General features: G+C 71.0%; 21 protein-coding genes. 15 read left to right on the top strand and 6 right to left on the bottom strand.

What is annotated here, in order from left to right:
• The first annotated feature begins 314 nt into the window (after positions 1-314).
• Positions 315-1,484 carry a zinc ribbon domain-containing protein gene (locus ACIBVP_RS43825; protein WP_396112488.1) on the top strand — a complete coding sequence of 390 codons (1,170 nt, stop codon included), beginning with the start codon at positions 315-317 and terminating at the stop codon, positions 1,482-1,484.
• Positions 1,485-1,500: 16 nt separating this feature from the next.
• A complete protein-coding gene (locus tag ACIBVP_RS43820; RefSeq protein ID WP_396112487.1) occupies positions 1,501-1,941 on the top strand; it encodes an alpha/beta fold hydrolase in 441 nt (146 codons plus the stop codon).
• Here the strand turns inward: ACIBVP_RS43820 and ACIBVP_RS43815 are convergent.
• Both ACIBVP_RS43815 and ACIBVP_RS43810 read right to left on the bottom strand, forming a co-directional pair.
• Entirely contained in the window at positions 1,930-3,483 is a 1,554-nt protein-coding gene (locus ACIBVP_RS43815; protein ID WP_396112486.1) for a hypothetical protein, read from the bottom strand. The genes ACIBVP_RS43820 and ACIBVP_RS43815 overlap by 12 nt on opposite strands.
• An 85-nt stretch (positions 3,484-3,568) precedes the next feature.
• On the bottom strand, positions 3,569-6,322 hold the full coding sequence (locus ACIBVP_RS43810; protein WP_396112485.1) for a choice-of-anchor D domain-containing protein: 2,754 nt from the start codon (positions 6,320-6,322) through the stop codon (positions 3,569-3,571).
• A 175-nt stretch (positions 6,323-6,497) separates the two neighbouring features.
• Here ACIBVP_RS43810 and ACIBVP_RS43805 point away from each other — a divergent pair, with 175 nt between their 5' ends.
• Together ACIBVP_RS43805 and ACIBVP_RS43800 are read left to right on the top strand one after the other, a co-directional pair.
• Positions 6,498-7,841 carry a hypothetical protein gene (locus ACIBVP_RS43805; RefSeq protein ID WP_396112484.1) on the top strand — a complete coding sequence of 448 codons (1,344 nt, stop codon included), beginning with the start codon at positions 6,498-6,500 and terminating at the stop codon, positions 7,839-7,841.
• 201 nt (positions 7,842-8,042) lie between these two features.
• On the top strand, positions 8,043-8,675 hold the full coding sequence (locus ACIBVP_RS43800) for a response regulator transcription factor (protein WP_396112483.1): 633 nt from the start codon (positions 8,043-8,045) through the stop codon (positions 8,673-8,675).
• 250 nt (positions 8,676-8,925) lie between these two features.
• On the opposite strand, the gene ACIBVP_RS43795 is transcribed toward ACIBVP_RS43800, so the two are convergent.
• From ACIBVP_RS43795 to ACIBVP_RS43785, 3 genes are all read right to left on the bottom strand, one after another.
• Positions 8,926-9,600 (bottom strand): response regulator, encoded by a 675-nt coding sequence (locus tag ACIBVP_RS43795; RefSeq protein WP_396112482.1) that lies wholly within the window; start codon positions 9,598-9,600, stop codon positions 8,926-8,928.
• On the bottom strand, positions 9,600-11,888 hold the full coding sequence (locus tag ACIBVP_RS43790; protein WP_396112481.1) for a histidine kinase: 2,289 nt from the start codon (positions 11,886-11,888) through the stop codon (positions 9,600-9,602). The genes ACIBVP_RS43795 and ACIBVP_RS43790 overlap by 1 nt, the downstream gene beginning before the upstream one ends.
• 71 nt (positions 11,889-11,959) lie before the next feature.
• Positions 11,960-13,414, bottom strand: coding sequence for a hypothetical protein (locus tag ACIBVP_RS43785; protein ID WP_396112480.1), 1,455 nt, complete (start codon positions 13,412-13,414; stop codon positions 11,960-11,962).
• Between the two features lie 135 nt (positions 13,415-13,549).
• Here ACIBVP_RS43785 and ACIBVP_RS43780 point away from each other — a divergent pair, with 135 nt between their 5' ends.
• A complete protein-coding gene (locus ACIBVP_RS43780; RefSeq protein ID WP_396112479.1) occupies positions 13,550-14,014 on the top strand; it encodes a hypothetical protein in 465 nt (154 codons plus the stop codon).
• Between the two features lie 93 nt (positions 14,015-14,107).
• On the opposite strand, the gene ACIBVP_RS43775 is transcribed toward ACIBVP_RS43780, so the two are convergent.
• A complete protein-coding gene (locus tag ACIBVP_RS43775; protein WP_396112478.1) occupies positions 14,108-14,740 on the bottom strand; it encodes a TetR/AcrR family transcriptional regulator in 633 nt (210 codons plus the stop codon).
• A gap of 87 nt (positions 14,741-14,827) precedes the next feature.
• Here ACIBVP_RS43775 and ACIBVP_RS43770 point away from each other — a divergent pair, with 87 nt between their 5' ends.
• From ACIBVP_RS43770 to ACIBVP_RS43725, 10 genes are all read left to right on the top strand, one after another.
• A complete protein-coding gene (locus ACIBVP_RS43770) occupies positions 14,828-15,979 on the top strand; it encodes an acyl-CoA dehydrogenase family protein (RefSeq protein WP_396112477.1) in 1,152 nt (383 codons plus the stop codon).
• Between the two features lie 9 nt (positions 15,980-15,988).
• The gene (locus ACIBVP_RS43765) at positions 15,989-17,125 is read left to right on the top strand and encodes a CaiB/BaiF CoA transferase family protein (RefSeq protein WP_396112476.1); all 1,137 of its coding nucleotides are present in this window, start codon (positions 15,989-15,991) and stop codon (positions 17,123-17,125) included.
• 56 nt (positions 17,126-17,181) lie between these two features.
• Positions 17,182-17,484, top strand: a complete 303-nt coding sequence (locus ACIBVP_RS43760) for an STAS domain-containing protein (protein WP_396112475.1) — start codon at positions 17,182-17,184, stop codon at positions 17,482-17,484.
• A gap of 146 nt (positions 17,485-17,630) precedes the next feature.
• Positions 17,631-17,792: a hypothetical protein gene (locus ACIBVP_RS43755; protein ID WP_184814265.1), complete on the top strand. Its 162-nt coding sequence runs from the start codon at positions 17,631-17,633 to the stop codon at positions 17,790-17,792.
• Between the two features lie 290 nt (positions 17,793-18,082).
• Positions 18,083-18,571, top strand: coding sequence for a helix-turn-helix transcriptional regulator (locus tag ACIBVP_RS43750; RefSeq protein WP_396112474.1), 489 nt, complete (start codon positions 18,083-18,085; stop codon positions 18,569-18,571).
• Between the two features lie 71 nt (positions 18,572-18,642).
• A complete protein-coding gene (locus tag ACIBVP_RS43745) occupies positions 18,643-19,389 on the top strand; it encodes a murein transglycosylase (RefSeq protein ID WP_396112473.1) in 747 nt (248 codons plus the stop codon).
• A gap of 70 nt (positions 19,390-19,459) precedes the next feature.
• Positions 19,460-20,275, top strand: a complete 816-nt coding sequence (locus ACIBVP_RS43740; RefSeq protein ID WP_396112472.1) for a helix-turn-helix transcriptional regulator — start codon at positions 19,460-19,462, stop codon at positions 20,273-20,275.
• Positions 20,276-20,288: 13 nt separating this feature from the next.
• Complete coding sequence (locus tag ACIBVP_RS43735) at positions 20,289-20,492, top strand: DUF397 domain-containing protein (protein ID WP_396112471.1); 204 nt, start codon at positions 20,289-20,291, stop codon at positions 20,490-20,492.
• Entirely contained in the window at positions 20,489-20,863 is a 375-nt protein-coding gene (locus tag ACIBVP_RS43730) for a hypothetical protein (protein WP_396112470.1), read from the top strand. Before ACIBVP_RS43735 ends, ACIBVP_RS43730 begins: the two co-directional genes overlap by 4 nt.
• Positions 20,860-21,225 (top strand): DUF3817 domain-containing protein, encoded by a 366-nt coding sequence (locus ACIBVP_RS43725; protein ID WP_396112469.1) that lies wholly within the window; start codon positions 20,860-20,862, stop codon positions 21,223-21,225. Before ACIBVP_RS43730 ends, ACIBVP_RS43725 begins: the two co-directional genes overlap by 4 nt.
• Positions 21,226-21,236 lie beyond the last annotated feature (11 nt).

Here is a 21,236-nt window from a genome sequence, read left to right as displayed (position 1 = left end):
CTGTCGCGTCGTCACCTTCTGCTGGTTCGGCTGTGTCTGGTTTGAGGCCGCCGCCGCCGAAGTTGCCGCCGGATCCGCCGTTGCCATCGGGGGTGTTGAGTGTTGGTGGGGCGCCGAGTGCGCCGCCTGTCGCGTCGTCACCTTCTGCTGGTTCGGCTGTGTCTGGTTTGAGGCCGCCGCCGCCGAAGTTGCCGCCGGATCCGCCGTTGCCATCGGGGGTGTCGAGTGCTGGTGGGGCGCCGAAGTTGCCGCCTGTCCCGCCGCCACCTTCCGGTGGGGCTGCTGGTTCGGCCGCGGCGGGTGTAGGGCCGAAGGTGCCGCCTGTCCCGCCGTCGCCTCCGGGTGCGGCTGCCGCCCCTGGCCTGAAGCCGCCGCCACCCAGGTTGCCGCCGGAGCCGCCCGCGCCGGGGCCCGCGTCGGCCGCTTCCGGTCCGGCGTTGCCGCCCGCGGGTGCGCTGCCACTTCCCGTCGGGCCGAAGGACTCGTCGGTCGTGCCCGGGATGAAGCCGCCCGCCCCGCCGACACCCGCGGCATCGGGCGGTCCCGCGCTGCCGCCGCCCAAGCCGAAGGCCAGCGAGGCCGAGGCCGGCGAACTGGTCGCGCCCGTCACCGGCAAGGCGACCACGCAACCCGAGGCGGTCGTCCCCCAGGAGGCGCGGAAGAAGCCACCCCAGGTCCGCAAGCAGCCGCCGTCCAGGAAGCTCCAACCGGGCGACCTCGTCTGCGGGGAGTGCGGCGAGGGCAACGCGCCCACACGCAAGTTCTGCAGCCGTTGCGGCACGTCTCTCGCCGAGGCGCAGGTCGTCAAGACGCCGTGGTGGCGCAAGCTGCTGCCGCGGCGCGGCGCGAAGGTCCGCAAGGCGGGCGAACGGTCCACACGCCGCGGCCGGGCCGGCAAGAGCAAGCTCGCCGTCGCGGTCAGCGCCACCTTCAAGGTGGTCCGCAGGGTGGTCGCGGTCGCGCTCATCCTGGGTGGCATCGCGTACGGGTTGTTCGCGCCCTTCCGGGGCTGGGTGAACGAACGGGCCGCGGAGGCGAAGGGCACGTTCGAGCGCGTCGTGTTCCCGCAGTACGTGCCCGTGTCCGCCGCGGAGGCGCCGACCGCGTCGGCGGCGCTGCCCAAGCACCCCGCGAACCTCGCGGTGGACGGTGCCTCCGACAGCTTCTGGGCGGCGCCGGTCGGGCCCAAGGAGCCGAACATGGTCGTCACGTTCGACCGGACCGTCGACCTCGCGCGCATCATCGTCCACAACGGCGACGGCGGCGACTTCAAGGCGACCTTCCGCGCCCAGAAGCTGCACCTCGTGTTCTCCACCGGCAAGACCACCGACATCGACCTCCAGGACCTGCCCGATCCGCAGACGCTGGAGATCGAGAACGGTGAGGGCGTGAGCAGCGTGGAGATCCACGTGGTCGGCACGTTCAAGGCGGTCAAGGGCAACACGTTGGCCATCAGCGAAATCGAGTTCTTCGAGGAGGTCTGACGGCTACCGTCGCGGCATGATCCCCGTCGTGCTCCTGCACGCGCTGGGCAGCTCGGCCCGCACCTGGGAAACCTTCGCGGCCGGGCTGCCCCGCACGTCGATCGCGCTCGACCTGCCCGGGCACGGCACCGGCCCGCCCCCGCACGCACCCATGCCGCTCCCCGAACCACCCGCCCGGCCCGCCGAGCCGGTGGACTTCGACTGGGCGGTGGTCGAGCCCGTCTTCCGCACGGTCCGCACGCCCGACCCGGCGTGGTGGGCCGCCCTCGCCGACATCACGGCCGACACGCTGTGGCTGGCCGGTGGGCCGACGAGCCACGTCGACCAGAGCCGCATCCACGACGCCGCGGCACGCATGCCGTCCGCGCGCGTGGTGGAGGTACCGGCCGGGCACCGCATCCACAGCGAGGCGCCGGACGAGTTCGCGGCCGTCGTGGTGCCGTTCCTAACCGAGTAGCGCCCCCAGGTCGATCGCCGACCGCGCGAACCTGAAGCCCTCCGGTGGCACGCCGTCGGGGGAGTTGAGCCAGTCGCCCCTGCCCCGGGTGTGGAACTTCGCGTCGTCGAGCAGCAGGGACACGTAGCAGCCGTAGTCGATGGCGAACCCGTCGTACAGCGCGCCGGGGTGGTTCGGGTCGGCGATCCCCCGGCGCAGCAGGTGGAGCAGCCGCGCGTCGTGGAGGTCCTCGACGACCCCGGCCCGTTCGACGGCGAGCTGGTCCACGACGAACGTCCGCGCCCGCCGGTGCCCGACCACCTCGTCGACCAACGCCCGCAGCGCCGCGCGGGCGGGTTCGTTCGCGCGGATCGCGGTCTGCTTGTCGCGCAGGTACCAGTCGCGGGCCGCGCGGCGCACGTCGGCGACCGTGACCGGCTTGTCGTGCGCGTGCTGCGCGGCGAGCGCGGCGATGTTGATCGCGTCCCTCGGCACGCCCTCGGCGGCACGCACCAGCTCGGGGAACGCGGTGCGGCGGAAGCACTCGTCGACGAACGCGGTCACGTCGGCGGGCGGGTCCTTCACCATCGTCGCGAGCCACACCGCCGTGTGGTTGTGGAACAGCCGCGCGAAGAACTCCCGTGCCCGGGCCGGGCTGTTGTCGAACACGAGGAACTCGTCGAGGTCCACCGACGACGCCGCGTCCGACCCGACCTCGATGCCGACGTACTCGCCGGGCCCGGTCGGCACCGCGAACGCCGCCCGCCGCTCGATCGCGGCGATCTTGACCGTCAGGCCGCCGACCGGCAGCACCGCGCGCCGCAGCAGGTCGGCGAGGAACGGCTGCAGGTCCTTGGGCAGGCTGCTCCACTCGTCGAGCAACAGCCACAGCCGCGCGGGCGCGAGCGCACGCACGATCCCGCGCACGGCCCGCGACAGCGGCCCGAACATCACCTGGTGCCGCTCGACGCCGGTGCGCAGCAACCGGCTCTGCGCGGTGACCGACCGCCGGTGGTTCGCCGAGCCGCGGGCGCCCGGTTTGGGGGAGAGCGACACCTCCGCCGACCGCGTCGCCTCCTCCGCGCCGCTGACCGTGGTCTCCCGCTCGACCTCGCCGACCACCTTGACCGTGGTGGCGGCCTCGGCCAGCGCGTCCAGCTCGCGGAGCAACGCGGTCGGGTCGCCGACGTCCTGTTCCATCGCCACGGTCAGCAGCCCGTCGTGCACCTCCTCGAGCGCGTCGATGAGCAGCTGCGTGCCCCGTTCAGCCGCGGTGTGCGCGCTGTCGGCGTGGATGCCGCCCGCCGACCCGATGGTGCGCAGGTCGACGTAGACGGCCACGTCGCCCATGCCGGCGAGCAGGTCGGCGAGGTGCAGCAACGCGTGCGTCTTCCCGGTGCCGCGTCTGCCGTAGAGGATCTGGTGGTCACTGGAGTGCAGCAGCGCCGCGAACGAACCGGCCTCGACATAGGTCTTGGACACGGTGTGGCGTGCGGAGTTCTCGGCCCGCCGCGGGATCCGCAGCAGGGACTGGTTGAGGTGTTGCTGTCGGCCAGTGACCAATCGCGCTCCCGGGCAGGCTGGACGCATCGGCCTTCCAGCCTGCCCGCGGCACCCGGGTGCCGGGGAACCGCCACCCGGGTGAAGATCAGTTACGGATCACGAAGTCGGCCGGGCTGACGGACGGGGCGACGATCAGGACCGCCTTGGCCGCCTCGATCGGTGGGTCCGTGTCGTCGATGGTCGCGGTCACCGGGTACGTGCCGATCGCTGTCTTCGGCAGGACCAGCAGCATCGCGGTGAACCGGCCGTCGGTGCCCGGCACGGCGGTCGCGTTCTCCGCGAAGGCTCCCATCCTGACCGTCACCGGTTTGCCCGGGGCGAATCCGCTGCCGGTCACCGCGAGCACGCGTCCCGGTGGCGACACGCCCGGCGCCACCTCGATGGCCGGGACGGCCGCCGTGCCGGTCAACCCGATCAGGTGCGGTGTGCCGCCCGGCACGTCGTCGGTGAAGCGGAGCACCGCCGCCCTCGCACCCGACGCCCGCGGCGAGAACGTCACCGCCACCTCGCACGTCCCGCCCGGCGGCACCGGGGTATCGGTGCAGGTGTCGGACTCGATCGCGTAGTCGGCGGGCGCGAGCGGGGACACGACGCCGACACCGGTCACCGTCAGGTCCTCGCCGCCCGTGTTCGTCACCGTGACGGCCTTCGCGGGCGCCGTCGACAGGAGCAGCCGGTCACCGAACGCCAGCGGGTCCGGAGCAGCCGCGAACCGCGCGTCCGGCGGCGGCTCCTCCTCCTCGACACCGGTGCCACGCAACGGAACCGTGAACTCGCGGCCGTCACGCAGCCGCACGGAAAGCGTGCCGGTCCGTTCGCCCGCGTTCTCCGGGGTGAACACGACGGACACCTCGCAGCTCCCGGTCTGTTGCAGCACAACGGTTTCCGTGCCGGTGCAGGTCTGCGCGCCCACGGTGAACTCGGGTGCGTCGATCGTCAGTTCGGTCACTACGAGTGGGCCGAAGCCGACGTGGTCGAGCCGCACCACGCGGTCGAACGTCTCACCGATCGTCACCTCGCCGAACTCCAGCGGGGTCGGGTCGGCACGAAGGTCCGGGCGGAACGTCCGCACGTACACGTCGACGCCCGCGTTGTCGTCCACCGGCTCGGTGACCAGGTCGGCCGCCCACGAGTCGTACGCGATCGTGGAACCGTTGCGGGACAGGGAAGCCGCGGTCGAACTGTACGGCGGCGAGTCGTCGTCGCCGCCGCACGTGGCGTCCTCCGGCAGCGTCTCGGCGCAGTCCCCGCTCGTGCCCGGCGACGCGAGCGTGCCCGGCAACCGCGGCTCCTCGTCGACCAGCCGCTGCCGGTCGACGACCAGGTCCCGCACCACGACCTGGCACACGACCCGCCGGCCACGGTCCTCTGTGGGCGGCGGCAGATCGGCGCGCTTCAGGCCTTCCGACTCCGAGAACGTGCGGCAGCTGTCCGAGTCGCCGAGCGGGCGGTCGACGCCGTCGTGCGCGTTCGCGTTGTCGGTGACGAACGCGAGGAACCGGCCGTCCCCGGACAGCGCCGGGCTGAACCCGTTGACGACCTCGTTGTCGTTGTCCCGCGACATGATCGCGGAGTCGACCGGCGTGCCGTCCTCCTGGACCCGCACCACGTACACCACCGGTTGGTCGGCGACCGAGTACCAGCAGCTGGTCGAGGTGCACCCGTTCTCGTACGCCTCGGCCTCGAACGCGATCGTGCCGCCGTCGCCGGCGATCGCGGGGGCCGCGAGGTACACGGACTCGTCGATCGACAGCGGTGCCACGTCGTCCGGCGTGGTGTTCACGTCCCAGTCGACGCGGAGCACGGCGCCGGTGCTCATGTCCTTGCGGATGACCGCGTGGAACGGGACGTCGACGTAGAACTCGCCGCCGCCTTCGCGACGCACGTAGTCCGCGACCAGCACGACGAAGCGGCCGTCGGCCGACACGTCCGGCTGGCGCTGCGCGGTTGGTCGCAGGTCACCGAGGGTCGTGCCGAGCGCCGCGACCTCGCCGGGGCCGGCCGGGGTGAGCGGCGCGGTGCGCACGACCTGGCGGTAGCCGTCGCTGTCGTCGACGAACGCCCGGTCCTGCCACACGATCCGCGTCGCGTCGTCGGACAGCTTCGGCGTTCTCGGGCTGTCGATGCGGGCGACGTCGCCGTCACCCTGCTCCCACTGCGGCTCGTTCACCCGGAAGTACCGGTAGCTGAGGCTGCCGTCGTCCCGGCGCTCGTCGAACTCGCCGTCACCGTCGGGGTCGCGGTCGCACACAAGCAGGTCCCGGGACGTGTTGTCGTCCTCGACGACGATGTTGTCGGCCCGGGTCACGAACGCGACGTACCGGCCGTCCTCGGAGATCGTCGGTTCCGTGCTGCCCCGGGTGGGCGGCACCTCACCGAACCGCGGCTCCTCCTGCTTCCGCTTGCCGTTCAACGACAGCAACGGCTCCCCGGCCAACCGCGGCGGGACGTACGTCGGGGTCGTCGTGGTGATGGTCGGGGGATCGGGGCGCGTGAACTGGCCCCGGCTGATCATGGTCGTGCGGTTGTTCCTCAGGTCGCGCACGTACACGGCCTCGTAGCCGTCGTTGGACAGGGCGTCGAGCCGTGCCTCGCTCGAGAACACGACGGTCGTGCCGTTCGCGGACAGCTCCTGGTTCTCGCCGCCGCTTTCGGTGCCGTCCTCGCCGTCCGGGGCGGACGCGTCGGCGACGGACGCGCGTACGGTGGAGCCGGGTGCGGTCGCGGCGTGTGCGGTCGTGGTCTGACCGGACAGGGCCACCACGGCGGAAACGCCGACGACCGTCGCGACGACGGCCAGTGCGACGGCACGTTGGGTGCGGAGCGGGGACTCGGGCACGGGGTACCTCCAGATCTACCGCGCCCGACCGTATGGGGGATCGCGGTGCGCCGGTCCCGGCTCGCGGGTGGCGTACCGGACGCCTGGGTGCGCCCGATCGGGCAGTCCGGGCCGCCCCGCCATGCTCCCCGGCGCAAGCTGTCCCCGTCGCCTTTCCTGCCGACACTGCTTGCCCATGGGAGCTACCACGTCGCTGGCGAGCAGGCAGCTGTCCGTGACTCCGGGTCAGGCGGTCGAGGCGACGGTCCTGGTGCGGAACAACGGCACGCTGGTCGACCAGTTCACCTTGGACATAGTCGGTGATTCTCGGGAGTGGACCGAGGTCACGCCGCGCGTCATGAACCTGATGCCGGGGCAGGACGGTCAGGCCACCGTGCGGTTCGCGCCGCCACGGGACTCGTCGGTGCCCGCCGGTCAGGTGCCGTTCGGCGTGCGCGTGCTGTCCCGCGAGGACCCGCCGAACTCGTCGGTCGCCGAGGGGTCGGTCGACGTCGAGCCGTTCATGGACCTGCAGCTGGAGCTGTCGCCGAAGACGTCGCGGTGCCGTACCAAGGCCGTGCACGAGGTCGTCGTCGAGAACTCGGGCAACTACCCGATCCCGGTCGAGGTCGTGACGAACGACCCGGAGGAGCAGCTGAAGCTGTCGCTGGACCACAGCTCGCTCACCGTGCAGCCGGGCACGTCGGCGTTCCTGAAGCTGCGGGCCAAGCCGTACGACCGGTTCCTGCGCGGCGCCGACAAGCGGCTGCCGTTCGGGGTCACGGCGATCGCGCCGGACCAGCCGCCGGTCAACATGGACGGCACGGTCGTGCAGCAGCAGATGCTGCCGAAGTGGCTGCTGCCCGCCGCCGCGGCCGTGCTCGCCGCGGCCGTCGTGCTGGCCGTGCTGTGGTTCACGCTCGTCAAGCCGACCGTGCAGACCGCGGCGCGGGAGGCGGGCAAGACGGCGGCCGAGGAGGCACAGGCCGAGCTGAAGGACAAGGCGGACCTCGCCGAACGCCGTGCCGTCGCGGCCGAGGAGAAGGCCAACGCGGCGCAGAAGAAGGTCGACGACATGGCGGCCAAGGAGGGCGCGGGCGGTGGCGGCGGTGTCGGTGGCCGGGGCGCCACGACCGACGAGAAGGGCGTCGACATCTCGACCGGGTCCGCTGTGGACTTCCGCATCACGACCAGCGCGGACGCGCAGTCCGACCCCGCCGAGTTCGAGTCGTTCAAGGTGCCGGCCGGTGCGATCCCGCCGAACAAGACGCTGGTGCTGACCGACATCATCCTGCAGAACCCGCGCGGCGACAGCGGCACGCTCGCCATCAAGCGCGGCGACGAGGTGCTGTACGCGACCGGCCTGCAGAACTTCCGCGACATGGACTTCCACTTCCTGGAGCCGTGGACGTTCAGCCCGGACCAGCCGCTGACCGTCGAGGTGAGCTGCCAGCTGCCCGGCGCGCCGGAACCGGCGACCGGCAAGTGCACCCCGGCCGTGTCCTTCTCGGGCAGGCTCTCCGGCCCGGCACCCAGTTGACGGTCCGCTAGTCCTTTCGGGGCCCCCGGTTCGTTCGGGGGCCCCGTTGTGTGCCTGCCCGGGCACGGTCCGTGGTTCGGCCGTGCAAAACCGGGACACCGGTCCCATGTGCCTGGGACGCACGTTCGGGCAACCTTCTCCGTGCGCGGGTTCGACGTGCTGGGCGTCGAGTCGGGGGCGCGCTAGAGAGCGGAAGATTCGATGTTGGAGCAAAGCCGTATCCCGGTCGTCGTGCGTGCGACCGACCCCATCCTGCAGAGCGGCGTCCAGATGGCACTGCGCACGCGGCAGGAGGTGTGGCTGGTCGACGAGGACGCCGCGTCCCCGGAGTCCGTCGCGCTGGTGGTGACCGACCGGTTCGACGACCGGGGCGCACAACTGCTGCGCACTCTGCAGGTGCGCGGGTTCACGAGGGTGGTCCTCATCGCGGGGGAGCTGGAGGACACGGAGATCCTGACCGCCGTCGAGGGCGGGGTGTGCGCGGTGGCCCGCCGCGCCGACACGACGCCGGACGTCCTGGTGCGACTGGTCAAGGCCGCCGCCGCGGGTGAGGGCGCACTGCCGCCGGACCTGCTCGGCCGTCTGCTGAACCGCGTGTCCCGGCTGCAACGCCACGTCCTGGAGCCCCGTGGCCTGCACCTGGCGGGCATCACGAACCGGGAGACCGAGGTACTGCGCCTGGTCGCGTCCGGACTGTCCACGAAGGAGATCGCGGACAAGCTCTGCTACTCACAGCGCACCGTGAAAAGCATCCTCCACGACGTGACGAACCGCTTCCAACTACGAAACCGCTCCCACGCGGTCGCCTACGCCCTAAGAGAAGGCCTGATCTAAAACCCCGCGAGTCGCGCCCCCAAACAGGGCGAGTCGCGCCCCCGAGCAGGGCGAGTCGCGTTCTACAACACACCGAGTTGTCGGTCTCGTGCAGGTCATTGAGTTCAAGATCTGCACGAGACCGACAACTCGTTATGCCTGGGAACGCGACTCGCGGTGTCTGGGGGCGCGACTCGCGGTGTTTGGGGGCGCGACTCGCGGTGTTTGGGGGCGCGACTCGCGGTGTTTGGGGGCGCGACTCGCGGTGTTGTCAGTTGGGGGTGTTGCGTTCGCCCAGGCCTGCTTTGCGGGCTCGGACTATGGCCTGGGCTCGGTCCGCCACGTGGAGTTTGGTGAAGATGCTCGAGACGTGGTTGCGGACTGTTTTGGGGGACAGGCACAGTCTGCCGGCGATGGTCGCGTTGCTTTCGCCGTCCGCGATCAGGGCCAGGACCTCGCGCTCGCGGGACGTGAGCTCCGGGAACACCGTGTCCGTCGGGGTCGCCGGGCCGCTGTTGAAGAAGCCCAGCACGCGGGTCGCGATGTCCGGGCCGAAGATCGCCTCGCCACGGCCCACCGCGTGCACCGCGCGCACGATCTCCTCCTGACCGGACCCCTTCAGCAGGTAGCCCCGCGCGCCCGCCCGCATCGCCGCGAACACGGACTCCGTGTCGTTGAACATGGTCAGCACCATGACGCCGGTGCCGGGGCGTTCGCCGACGATCTGCCGGGTCGCCTCGATGCCGTCGATGTCCGGCAGGTGCAGGTCCATCACCACCACGTCGGGGCTGAACGTCCGGGCGGCCGACACGGCGTCCCGCCCGTTCGCGGCCTCGCCGACCACGTCCAGCGACGGCTCGGCCGCCAGCACGGTGCACAGCCCGAACCGGAACAGGGGATGGTCGTCGACCACCAGCACCCGCAGCCTCGGTTCCTGCGCCGACATCAACCGGCCTCCTTCGGCAGGGGAAGCGTCGCGAAGACCCGTGTCCCGCCGTCGGATTCCGCTTCCACCAGACACTCGCCACCCAGCTCCGTCGCCCGTTCCCGCATGGACGACAGGCCCACGCCGCCGTTCGTCACCGCCGGTAGCCCGACCCCGTCGTCGACGACCTCGATGTGCAGGTCGTCGTCCACCCAGAGCCGGACCGCGCACGAGCTGGCCGCCGCGTGCCGGGTCACGTTCGTCAACGCCTCACAGATGATCCGGTACGCCGCGACGTCCACCGGAGCCGGGAGCTTCGGCATCGCCGACGGCACCTCGAGCACGATCGTCACCCCGTCCACCGACGAGTCCCCGCCCGCGCTGCGGCTCGCGAGCGCGCCCGCGTACTCGCGGATCGCGGGGATCAGCCCGATCCGGTCCAGCACGGGCGGCCGCAGTCCGTGTGCGAGCCTGCGTATCTCCACGATCGCCGCCTGCAGCTCGTCCCGCAACCGGCCGAGCAGCTCACCGGTCGGCGACGTGTCACCGACGGTCCGCTTGCTCACGTCCAGCCCGAGCGCGACCGCCGCCAGCGTCGGCCCGACGCCGTCGTGCAGCTCGTGCAGGATCCGCCGCCGCTCCATCTCCCGCGCCCGCACCAGCCGGTCGCGGGACCGGCGCAGGTCGCGGGTGAGACGCGCGGTGTAGACGGCCGCGCCCGCGTGCCGGGCGACCTCCGCGAGCGCGATCCGGTCCGGCCGCGTCAGCTCCCGCTGCGACGACCGCCTGCCCACGACCAGGTTGCCGACCCGCTCACCGTGGAACGTCAACGGCATCCGGTGCAGCTCACCCGTCGGTGTCCCGACGCTCGCCGCGGTCTCGCTGCGGCCACGCGCCTGGATCTCGATCGCCATGTACGGCAGCCGCAGCGCCGCCGACACCGTCTCGACGATCTCCGGCAGCATCGTCGCCGCGGTCGGCGTGTTCTCCAGCCGCGACGCGAGTGCCGACACCACGCGGTACGGGTCGTCCCGTTCGCCGTAGAGCCGCCGGTTGATCAGCGCCTGCAGCCGCCTGCGCACCGGCTGGGACAACACGGCGATCGCGGCCACCACGACCGCCTGCCACCACACGTTGGTGACCGGCCCGAACACCGCGCTCCACGCGGAGACCACCGCGACGTACACGCCGATCGCGCCGATCGTCAGCGCCCCGTACACGACGGTCCTGCTGACCGCGACCTCGATGTTCAGCGCCCGGTACCGCAGCACGGCGGCCGCCATCGCGACCGGCACGGCCATGAACGGCAGCGCCTGCATCTCGTACGGCACCACCGGCGTGCCGGTCGCGATCACCGGCACCACCCAGATCGTGAGGTAGGCGACCACGCTGCCCACGAGCGCCACCAGCAGCCACAGGATGGGCTTGCGAGTCGGTTCCCCGCGCTGCCGGGCGTACTTGCGGACCAGCACGGTCACGATCAGCGGCGGGTAGGTGAACAACGCGGGCAGCACCGGCACCACGAGCACGTGGATCCGCTCGAGCGGCTCGCGCAGGACCACCAGCGTCAGCAGCCACACGAGCCCGTACAGCACCAGCGGCCCGGCGTACCCGGCGGCGATCAGCCACCGCTGCCCGCGCGTGACGGTCGACGCGGGGAAGGCGATCGCGAAGTGCAGCGTCGCGCCCCACAACAACGCGAACGCCACCTGCCCGGTGAAGTGCCGCCAGAACTGGTCCCCGGCGACGAGGTCGACCGCCATCAACGGGAAGAACCCGGCCCCGATGATCGCGACGATCCCGATCGCCGAGGTCAGCAACGTGGCGTGCGCGGCCGGATCGCGCGGCCGGGCCCAGAACACGGTGACACTCGTCGCGACGAGCAGCGTCGCCACCAGCAGCATCGGCCACCAGTCACCGACGGCACGCACGATGGGGAAGTGGTGCAGCGTGACGTCGACCGACAGCGTTCGCCCGGCACGGTCCACCAGGTAGGTCAGCGTGTCCCCGGCCTGCGCAGGCAGCCCGCCGGGCAGGTGCGCGGTCCGCTCGGCGAGCCGCTGCCCGTCGATCGCGAGCACCTCGTCCCCGAGCCGCAGCGCACTCCCCGGCTCCACATCGGACACGATGATGTGCCCGATCGAGACAGCACTGACCGAGGGGCTGACGGTGGCGCCGTCCGTTGGCGAGGTGGCCCTCGACCAGACGCACCAGCCAGCCACCCCGAACAGGATGAGGGTGAGCAGTAGGAGCGAGGCGGGTACACGCCGCGCGCCCGCCGGGCCGATCACGCCAGGATCATCCCGCACCGTTCCTGCTCACGACAGGGCATTTCGGCACCGCTGCCCGATCGTGCGCGATACCGTGACCGGCCGGTTCGTTACTTTCCGTTCTTGTCGTCCTCGGGGGACAGTTCGGGAGCCGGGGGAGCCGCCGGGAAGTCCGACAGCGCGCTCCGCTCACCGGGCACGCCGGGCACCGCCGGGGTGCTGACCGGCTCGGCGGGTGGCGGCGCCGTCTGCGGGTGTGGCGTGCTCGGCGGGGCGGTCTCGCCGGCCGGTCCGCCGGGCGATGTGGGGGCCGCGGGCTCGGGTTCGGTGGAAGTCGCCGGTGGCGTGGGTGTCTGTGGGGATGGTGTGCTGGCCGGTCCGGCGGGCGGTGTGGTGGGTTCGACCGGGGGAGTCGGTTCGGTGGTGGCCACGGGTGCGGAGTGCGGCGGCTGCGTGGCGGCCGCGGGTTCGGTGGAGGTCGCCGGTGGCGTGGGTGTCTGCGGGGACGGCGTGCTCGGCGGGACGGGCTCGCTGGCCGGTGCGGCTGGCGATGTCGCGGCGGGTTCGGCCGCAGGAGCCGGTTCGGTGGTGGCCACGGGTGCGGCCGGGGCTGCCTGTCCGGCGGAGGCGAGCGGAGGCTCGACGTCGGTGGGCTTCTCGGTGACTGGTGTGGCGGGCGGTGCCGCCGGGGGCTCGGCGATCGTGGGCTTCTCGGCGTCGGGCTGGAGCACCGGCTTGCTCGCCGGTGCCGTGGTCTGCGTGTCCGGCACCGACGTCGTCGCCGGGGTGATCGGGGCGGGCGGGGCGACCGGCGCCGGAGGCGTCACCGGGGCGAACGTGCCGCTCGCCGTCGCGCCGCTGACCCGCTGCGTGGTCGTCGCGTCGTCACCGGCGGGCTGCACGTCCGTCGGCCGTTCGGTCACGGGCATCTGCTGCGGCCGGTACCCGTAGGGCGCCGGGAACCCCATCCGCGGCGTGTTCGGCTCCACGCGGACGGCACCCGCCCGCTGCCCCACGTGCGCCAGCACGATCGCGACCAGTCCGAGCACCAGCCCGCCCAGCGGCAGCCACAAGCCGAGACCGGCGGAGAACTCCAGTGACTCGCCCGCTTCCAGTTCCTTCTCGTTGTACGTCGACATCTGGTCCAGCACCGCGATCAGATGCATCAGGGTCGCGCCGGCGAGCACACCGACACCGGCTGTGATCAGCGACCGCGCCCCGGCGACCGCCCCGGAAGCCCGGGAACGAGCGGCGGCGAACGCGAAGACGGCACCCACCACGAGCAGCGTCGCCGCCAGCACGAGCGTGAGACCCGTCAGGATGCTCTCGGGGTCCCGCGTGTTCGAGTCGCTGGTCTGCAGACCGAAGCTCCACCACGTCCGCGAGTGGCCGGACGTCGAGACGTCGCCGTCGATCTCGAACGAGTGGCGGTACGTCGAGACGTCGCCGAAGGAACCGCCGACCGCGAGGCCCGCCACCACCAGCGCCAGCAGGCCGGCCACCATGGTGGTGACACCGCCTCTCGGCGCCTTCGGCTGCGCGGGGGCGCCCATCATGGGCCTCATGGGCTGCTGGTACGGCGGATATGCGGGCTGAGTCACACGCGAATGATGCCAGTGCCCCAATGTGACGCTTTCGTCGCCCGAACGGTCTCCCGCGGCCCACTGCCGGGCGGTCCCGCGACCTGAACTACTGGGGCCATGACCGAGACCACCATCGTGCTCGGCGCCGCCATCGTCCGTGACTTCCGGCTGTTCGTGGCGCGCCGGTCGCAGCCGCCGTCGATGGCCGGGTTCTGGGAGCTGCCCGGCGACGAGCTGGCCGGCGACGAGCGCGGCACGCTGCAGGACCTGTTCACCACCGAGTTCGGTGTCTCGCTGCGCCCCGTCGACCAGATCCTGAGCGACCGGGTGCTGCTGAGCTGGCGGGACGCGCGGAGCAACGCGGTGGACGCGGCGTTGCGGGTGTGGCGTTGCCAGTTCCCGTCGGAGGTCACCTTCGACGAGGGCGAGCCCCGGCCGAACATGTACCGCTACGACGAGACCTGCTGGCTCCCGGTCGACGAGCTGGACGCCGTCGGGCCGTGGCGGGACGAGGCACGCATCGCGGCGGGCGAGGTCGTCGACTGGTTTCTCAGCGACGTGCCGTGGCAGAACGCCGACTGAGCGCAAAGAGTTGCGCGAGCAAACGTCACGTTTCGCGTTCGATGCCCTCTTCTCTGTCAGCGAGGTGAGCGGCCCGAGCGAGGGCCGGGCCGCTCACCCGCCTTCCACCCTCGGCCGGTTGGCGAACTGGTCCAGCACCAGTGACTTCCACTCGGTCAGCAGCGCGGTCCGGCGCTTGGCGTCGCCGCCGATCATGGCGTCCAGCGCCAGCCCGCGGATCAGGTTCACGGTCAGCAGGAGGAGTGTCTCGGCGCGCTGTTCGTCGAGGTCCGGGCCGACGATCTGGCGGTAGAACCGCAGTGTCGCGTGGCCCAGCGCGCGGTCCACGGGCAGCAGGCTCTTGCGCAGCTCGGGGTCGGTGCGGGCGGCCACCCACAGCTCGACGGCCGCGGTCGACAGCGTCCCGGAGTAGGCCGACCACAGCTGGTCGATGCCGACCTCGATGCGCTCCGGCCCGGGCGGCAGCTCCGCGGTGGCGTTCAGTATCTGTGCCGACAGGCGCGCGAACAGGTGCTCCAGCGCGCTCGTCATCAGCTCGGCCTTGGTCGTGAAGTGGTGCTGCTGCGCGCCCCGCGACAGCCCGGCCCGCTGGCAGATCTCCTGCACCGTGGTGTGCGCGTAACCCAGCTCGACCAGGCACTCGACGGTCGCGTCGAGCAGCAGCTCACGCGTGCGTTCGCTGCGTTCGGCCTGCGTCCGGTGCTTGCGGGCGGTCGGGGTGGCCATGGTGCTCCTCCGCTTTACGTGCATGTCTGCACGCAGGTACATTCAAGCCAGACTTTACATGCCGACCGGATTGTTTTTGGAGTCCTCATGCCGCTGACGCAGCGTTCTTCCTGGTTGGACCCCGATCTCGACTCGTTCCGCGAGCTCGCGCACTCGTTCTGCCAGAAGGAGCTGGCGCCCAACCACGAACGCTGGTCCGAGCAGAAGCAGGTGGACCGCGAGCTGTGGAACAAGGCGGGGGAGGTGGGCCTGCTGTGCCTGTCGATCCCGGAGGAGTACGGCGGCGGGGGCGGCACGTTCGCCCACGAGGCGATCCTCCTGGAGGAGCAGGCCAAGGCCGGTGACGACGCCTGGGGCAACTCGGTGCACTCCGGGATCGTCGCCCACTACCTCAACTCGTGCGGCACCGAGGACCAGAAGAAGCGGTGGCTGCCGAGGCTGGCGTCCGGCGAGCTGGTCGGCGCGATCGCGATGACCGAACCCGGCACCGGCTCCGACCTGCAGAACGTCAAGACCAAGGCGATCCGGGACGGCGACCACTACGTCCTCAACGGCGCCAAGACGTTCATCACCAACGGCGCGCAGGCCGGGCTGATCATCGTCGTCGCGAAGACGGACCCGAACGAGGCCGCCAAGGGCGTGTCGCTGCTGGTGCTGGAGACCGAAAACGCCGAGGGCTTCCGCCGCGGCCGCGTGCTCGACAAGGTCGGCATGCACGGCCAGGACACCTCCGAGCTGTTCTTCGACGACGTGCGCGTGCCCGAGGAGAACCTGCTGGGCGGGCAGGAGGGGCTGGGCTTCATCCACCTGATGCAGCAGCTGCCGCAGGAACGCCTGATCATCGCGGTCGCCGCGGTGGCGGCCATGGAGAGCGCGGTCGAGCAGACCATCCGCTACACCAAGGAACGGACCGCGTTCGGCCGGGAGATCTTCAAGTTCCAGAACACCCGGTTCAAGCTGGCCGAGGCGGCGACCGAGGTGGCCGTGACGAAGGCGTACCTGGACCAGTGCATCGAGCGGCACCTGAAGGGCGAGCTGGACGTCACCGGCGCGGCGATGGTCAAGTGGTGGACCACCGACCGGCTGTCCCGGGTCGCCGACGAGTGCCTGCAGCTGTTCGGCGGCTACGGCTACATGAACGAGTACCCGATCTCGCGGGCGTGGACGTCCGCGCGCGTGCAGCGGATCTTCGGCGGCACCAACGAGATCATGAAGGAAATCATCTCCCGCTCGCTGTGAGGGGCCTCCATGGGACCGCTGAACGGACTGAAGGTCGTCGAGCTGGCCGGTCTCGCGCCGGCCCCGTTCGCGACGACGGTGCTGGCCGACCTGGGCGCGGACGTCGTCCGGGTCGACCGCGCCAAGCCGGGCTTCGACGTGCTGACCTTCCCCAACGACCCGCTGTCGCGCTCGCGGCGGTGGATCGGCGTCGACACGAAGAACCCCGAGGGCCGTGACGTCGTGCTGCGGCTGGTCGAGGACGCGGACGTGCTCATCGAGGGCTTCCGGCCGGGCGTGACCGAACGGCTGGGCATCGGCCCGTCCGACTGCCTGGCCCGCAACCCGAGGCTGGTCTACGGCCGGATCACCGGCTGGGGCCAGGACGGCCCGCTCGCGCAGGCCGCCGGGCACGACATCAACTACATCGGCCTGGCGGGCGCCCTCGAACCGATCGGCCGCGAGGGCGAGCGTCCGGTCCCGCCGCTGAACCTGCTGGCCGACTTCGGTGGTGGCGGCATGCTGCTGGCGATGGGTGTGCTGGCCGCGCTGGTGGAGCGGTCCGTGTCGGGCCGCGGCCAGGTGGTCGACGCCGCGATGGTGGCGGGCTCGGCGCTGCTCACGGCGGGGCTGCACGGCCTGCGGAACATCGGCATGTGGAGCCGCGGGCGCGGGCGGAACATGCTGGACGGCGGCGCCCCGTTCTACGACACGTACGAGACGTCCGACGGCAAGTACGTGGCGGTGGGCGCGATCGAGGAACGCTTCTGGGGTGACCTGTGCAAGGTCCTGGAACTCGACCCCGAGTCGGTGGCCGAGCGCCTGAACCCCGAGCGGTGGGCGGCCGTCCGCGAGGTGCTGGCGGCCAGGATCAGGACGAAGACCCGTGACGAGTGGACCGCGCTGGCGGAGGGCACCGACGCGTGCCTGACCCCGGTGCTCGACACGACCGAGGCGGCGGCCCACCCGCACAACGTGGCGCGTGAGACGTTCGTCTCGTTGGACGGGCACACGCAGCCCGCCCCGGCGCCGAAGTTCTCGCGAACCGTGCCGGAGACGCCGAAAGCCCCGGTGGAGCCCAGGTCGTCGACCACGGACGTGCTCACCGAGCTGGGCTACGCCCCGGCGGAGATTGACCGATTGCGCACGAATGGGGTGGTTGCGTAGGTCTCAGGGTCGTACCCCGATGTGTGAACGGGATGTGTCGACATAGTCTCCGCGTCATGACGTACACAGGGCCCCGGCCGGTGACCATCTCTGTCGACGGCAAGTCCGGCATCAGTGTCACCGGCACCCTCGACACGACGACGTTGGCCGAGCTGAACCGCTCGGTGACCGAGTTCTTCGAGGAGGCGGACCTGGCGGAGCTGGACGTGCTCACCCTCGACCTGAGCACGGTGTCGTTCTGCGACCACGCGGTCTCCGCCGCCGTCCGGCACGCGCAGTCGGTGTGCGCCGAACAGGCGGTGGCCTTACGCGTGGTTCCGAGCGAGGCCGTACGCCAGGTCATGACCGCCCGCCGCTGACCCCGGTTCGGCGGCCCCCGTCGTGCTCGCTGGACTGGATGAGTGCTCGTAAGCTGGTGCCCGGCGCGGTGCACGCACCGTAAGGTGGGGGCCAGCCATCTGCATGAACGGGCGGACCGGTGGGGTAGTGGCGGACGGAGAGTCTGATGAACGCGAAGAAGGCCATGATGCTCGTGGGCGTGGCGCTGATCCTGTTCTACGTGATCACCCAGCCCTCGCAGGCTGCGGAAGCCGTGCAGGGCATCCTCGGCTGGCTGCGTGACGGCGCCGAGGCCATCATCACCTTCGTCAAGAACGTGTTCGCCTGACCCTGTAGCACCACGAAGCGCCGCGCGGCAAGGCCGCTGCGGCGCTTCGTCGCGTCGCGGGCCGAAGCGGATCACGGAACGTGACTGTTTTTGGTCAGCCTACGCGCCACATTGGACCGTACGGGTGGATTCGGGGTCCGAACGCCCTGTTGGCGGGCTTTCGTCGAGATCAGGTCTGGCGAATTGTCGGTGGTGGCCTTTACGGTTCCGGCATCGCCTTCGCGAACGAGTCGCGAAGGGATCAGCAGACACAGTCCGCGGGGCAGTCCGCAGTTCTCGAAGGAGGCAGGATGCTCGACGATCCCGGTGTGGATGACCTGGTGCGGCAGTGGACCGAGGACCACTCGAAGGCCGCCGAGTCGGACGAGATCAACCGCATCGCGTCCGAGTGGCTCGCGGAAGTGCCGGTCCAGCCGCAGGGGATCCCCGGCCAGCGCGCACGCGGTGGCAGCAACCCCTGGGCCGCCGTCGAGGCGACGGACCCACGGTTCTTCGCGGCCATGCGTGAGCGGCTGCCCGACGTCCCGGCCGAGCTGATCTCGGCGGCCGCGGGCTGGTGGCAGATGGTCGGTGGCCTCGCCGAGGCCAAGGAGTGGTGGGACGCCGGCATCAGCCCGCTCGACCAGCGCGCCCTCGACTACCGTGCCGCCGGTCTCGCCCCGTCCGACCTCAAGCGCAGGCTCGGTCCCCTCACCGTCCTCGACCACCTCCGCCGCGGCAGCGCCCCGGCCTGGTGCGTCAACCGGCTCCAGCGCCAGAACGAGCGCCGGTCGGCCTGATCTTCGTAACGTTGTGGCACGGCCGTCGTTGACCTGGTGTGACCGACGGCCAGCTACCTGACATTCGAGGCGTGCTCCTCCGCGCCGGCCTCGTCCTGCTGGTCATCGCTGTGGCCGGTGGCGGCGTCTGGCTGTTGAAGGCGGCGACGGAACCGGAGCAGAGCCCCATCGAGGTCCCGGCCGCGTCGGTCCCGGTCGCTGATGTGCGACCCGGAGCGGTGGCCCCACCGCAGCCCCAGGCGGGCGCGGTAGGCGAGGACCCACTCAAGACCTGGGCAAGCCGCGTGGCCGGTGCCATCGACGTGCCCGCCAGGGCTCTCATGGCGTACGGCAACGCCGAACTGGTGCTCCGGTCCGAACAGCCGGCCTGCCACCTCTCCTGGGCGACACTCGCGGGCATCGGCCGCGTCGAGTCGAACCACGGCCGCTACGGCGGCGCGCGGTTGAACGACGACGGCCGCCCCTCGAAGGCGATCATCGGTGTCCCGCTCGACGGTTCGGTGGGCGTGAAGGCCATCGCCGACACCGACGGCGGCCGCTACGACGGCGACGCCACCCACGACCGCGCGGTCGGCCCGATGCAGTTCATCCCGTCGACGTGGCAACGCTGGACGGCCGACGCCAACCTCGACGGCATCGGCGACCCGCAGCAGATCGACGACGCGGCGCTGGCCGCGGGCCGGTACCTGTGCGCGGGCGGCCGCGACCTCGCCACGCCGAAGGACTGGTGGGCCGCGGTCTTCTCGTACAACAACTCCGTGCCCTACGGCCAGAAGGTCTTCGGCCTCGCCGACGACTACGCGCGCACGGCCGTCTGACCGGGATTCCCACTCGTACCCTCCCGGCTGCGATCATGCTGTGATCGTTCGAGCACGGGAGGTAACCGGGGTGACGCCCACGTTCCGGCGGCGGCGCCTGGCGCGGCGGCTGCGGCAGATGCGTGAGCAGGCGGGGCTGACCCTGGAGGAAGCCGCGCGGCTGCTGGACAAGACCCGCAGCTCGCTGGGCCGCATCGAGACGGGCGAGTCGCGGGCGGACGTCCACCTGGCACGGTCGATAATGGACTTCTACGACATCTACGACCCGGAGCTGCTCGACCTCGTCCGCGAGGCCAACCGCCCGGGTTGGTGGAAGAAGTTCGGCATCGACGACTACGGCTTCATCAGCGCGGAGACAGAAGCGTCGGCGTTGCTGGAGTTCGGCGTGATCAACGTCCCCGGTCTGCTCCAGACAGAGGCTTACATGCGTGCGCTGTTCGCCGCGCACGGGTTGCCCGCCCACAAGATCGAGAACGAGGTGGCCGCCCGGCTGCACAGGCAGCGGCGGCTAGAGGACGAGGAGTTTCCCCTGGAGTTGGCCGCCGTGATCGATGAGGCGGCTCTGCGGAAGCGCGTCGGAGGGGTAGGGGTGATGCGCGCTCAGTTGCGCCACCTTGCCAAGTGCGCGGAGTTGCCTACGGTCAACATCCAGGTGTTGCCTGATGCCGGGGGCGCTCACACCGGAACGACTGGCGCGTACACGATCCTGAGTTTTCCCGGCGGGGATCCCGCTCTGCTCCACGTGGCGTACGTGACCGGTGCCCTCCAGATGGAGAAACCCGAGGAACTCGACCAGGCTAGACTGAGGTTCGATCAGCTGCGATCTGAAGCGCTGAGCCCGACAGAGTCCGTGGCGCTCATCGAGCGGCTGGCCCGCGACCTGTAGTCCTGAGAAGGAAGTGCCCACGGTGGAGTTTTCCGGCGCGGTCTGGCGCAAGAGCAGCCGCAGCAGCGGGGCGGTCAACGACAACTGTGTCGAGGTGGCGTTTGTGGCCGACACCGTCGGGGTGCGGGACTCCAAGAACGTCGAGTCCGGCCACCTCACGTTTGGTGGTGCGGCATGGGAGGCGTTCACCGGGGGAGTGTTAGCGTCGAAGGCGTGAATGGCGGAGTGCTGGCGCGCCGCGCGGGGATCGTTCTTCTCTGTGTGGTGGTCTTCCTCGGGTGCCTGGGGCTGGCCTGGTGGCAGTGGAGCCGCTTCATGGCCGCCGGTGGTGACTGGCAGAACTTCGGCTACGCCCTGCTCTGGCCGCTCTTCGGGCTGTTCCCGGCGTTCATGTTCTGGCGGATGCGCACGCTGCGGACGCGCGCTCCTGCGGAGCAAGCCGCGTCACAACCCGCACCCCCACCTGAACCGGACAAAATGCCGGTCCGGCAGTATGCGGTGCAGGACGCCGAGGACGATCCCGAGCTGGCCGCGTACAACGCCTACCTCGCCCAGCTCAACGCGCGACACGAGCAGGAGACGCGATGACCGCCGAGTCCCCCGTCACCGACGAGGAGAACCCCGCCCAGGCCGTCGGCGACGCGGGTGTCAAGGGTGCGCTCGCCCGGTTCCGGGTGCTCGCGTACATCGTCGGTGTCGGCCTGCTGGCGCTGTGCTTCGCGATGGTCATGAACTACGTGTTCGACGAGCCGATGTACTCGGCGATCGTCGGGCCCGCGCACGGCTTCCTCTACATCGTCTACCTGGTGACGATCGTCGACCTCGCGCTGAAGGCCCGCTGGTCCCTCAAGGGCACGGTCCTGGTGATGCTGTCCGGCGTGGTGCCGATCGGCTCGTTCTTCGCCGAGCGCTCGGTGACGCGGAAGGTCCGCCGCGGCGAAGCCATCTAGGTGATCACGCC

Source organism: Actinophytocola sp. NPDC049390 (assembly GCF_044466355.1).
Taxonomy (GTDB): Bacteria; Actinomycetota; Actinomycetes; order Mycobacteriales; family Pseudonocardiaceae; genus Actinophytocola.
This window is presented reverse-complemented; position numbering and strand designations above follow the sequence as displayed.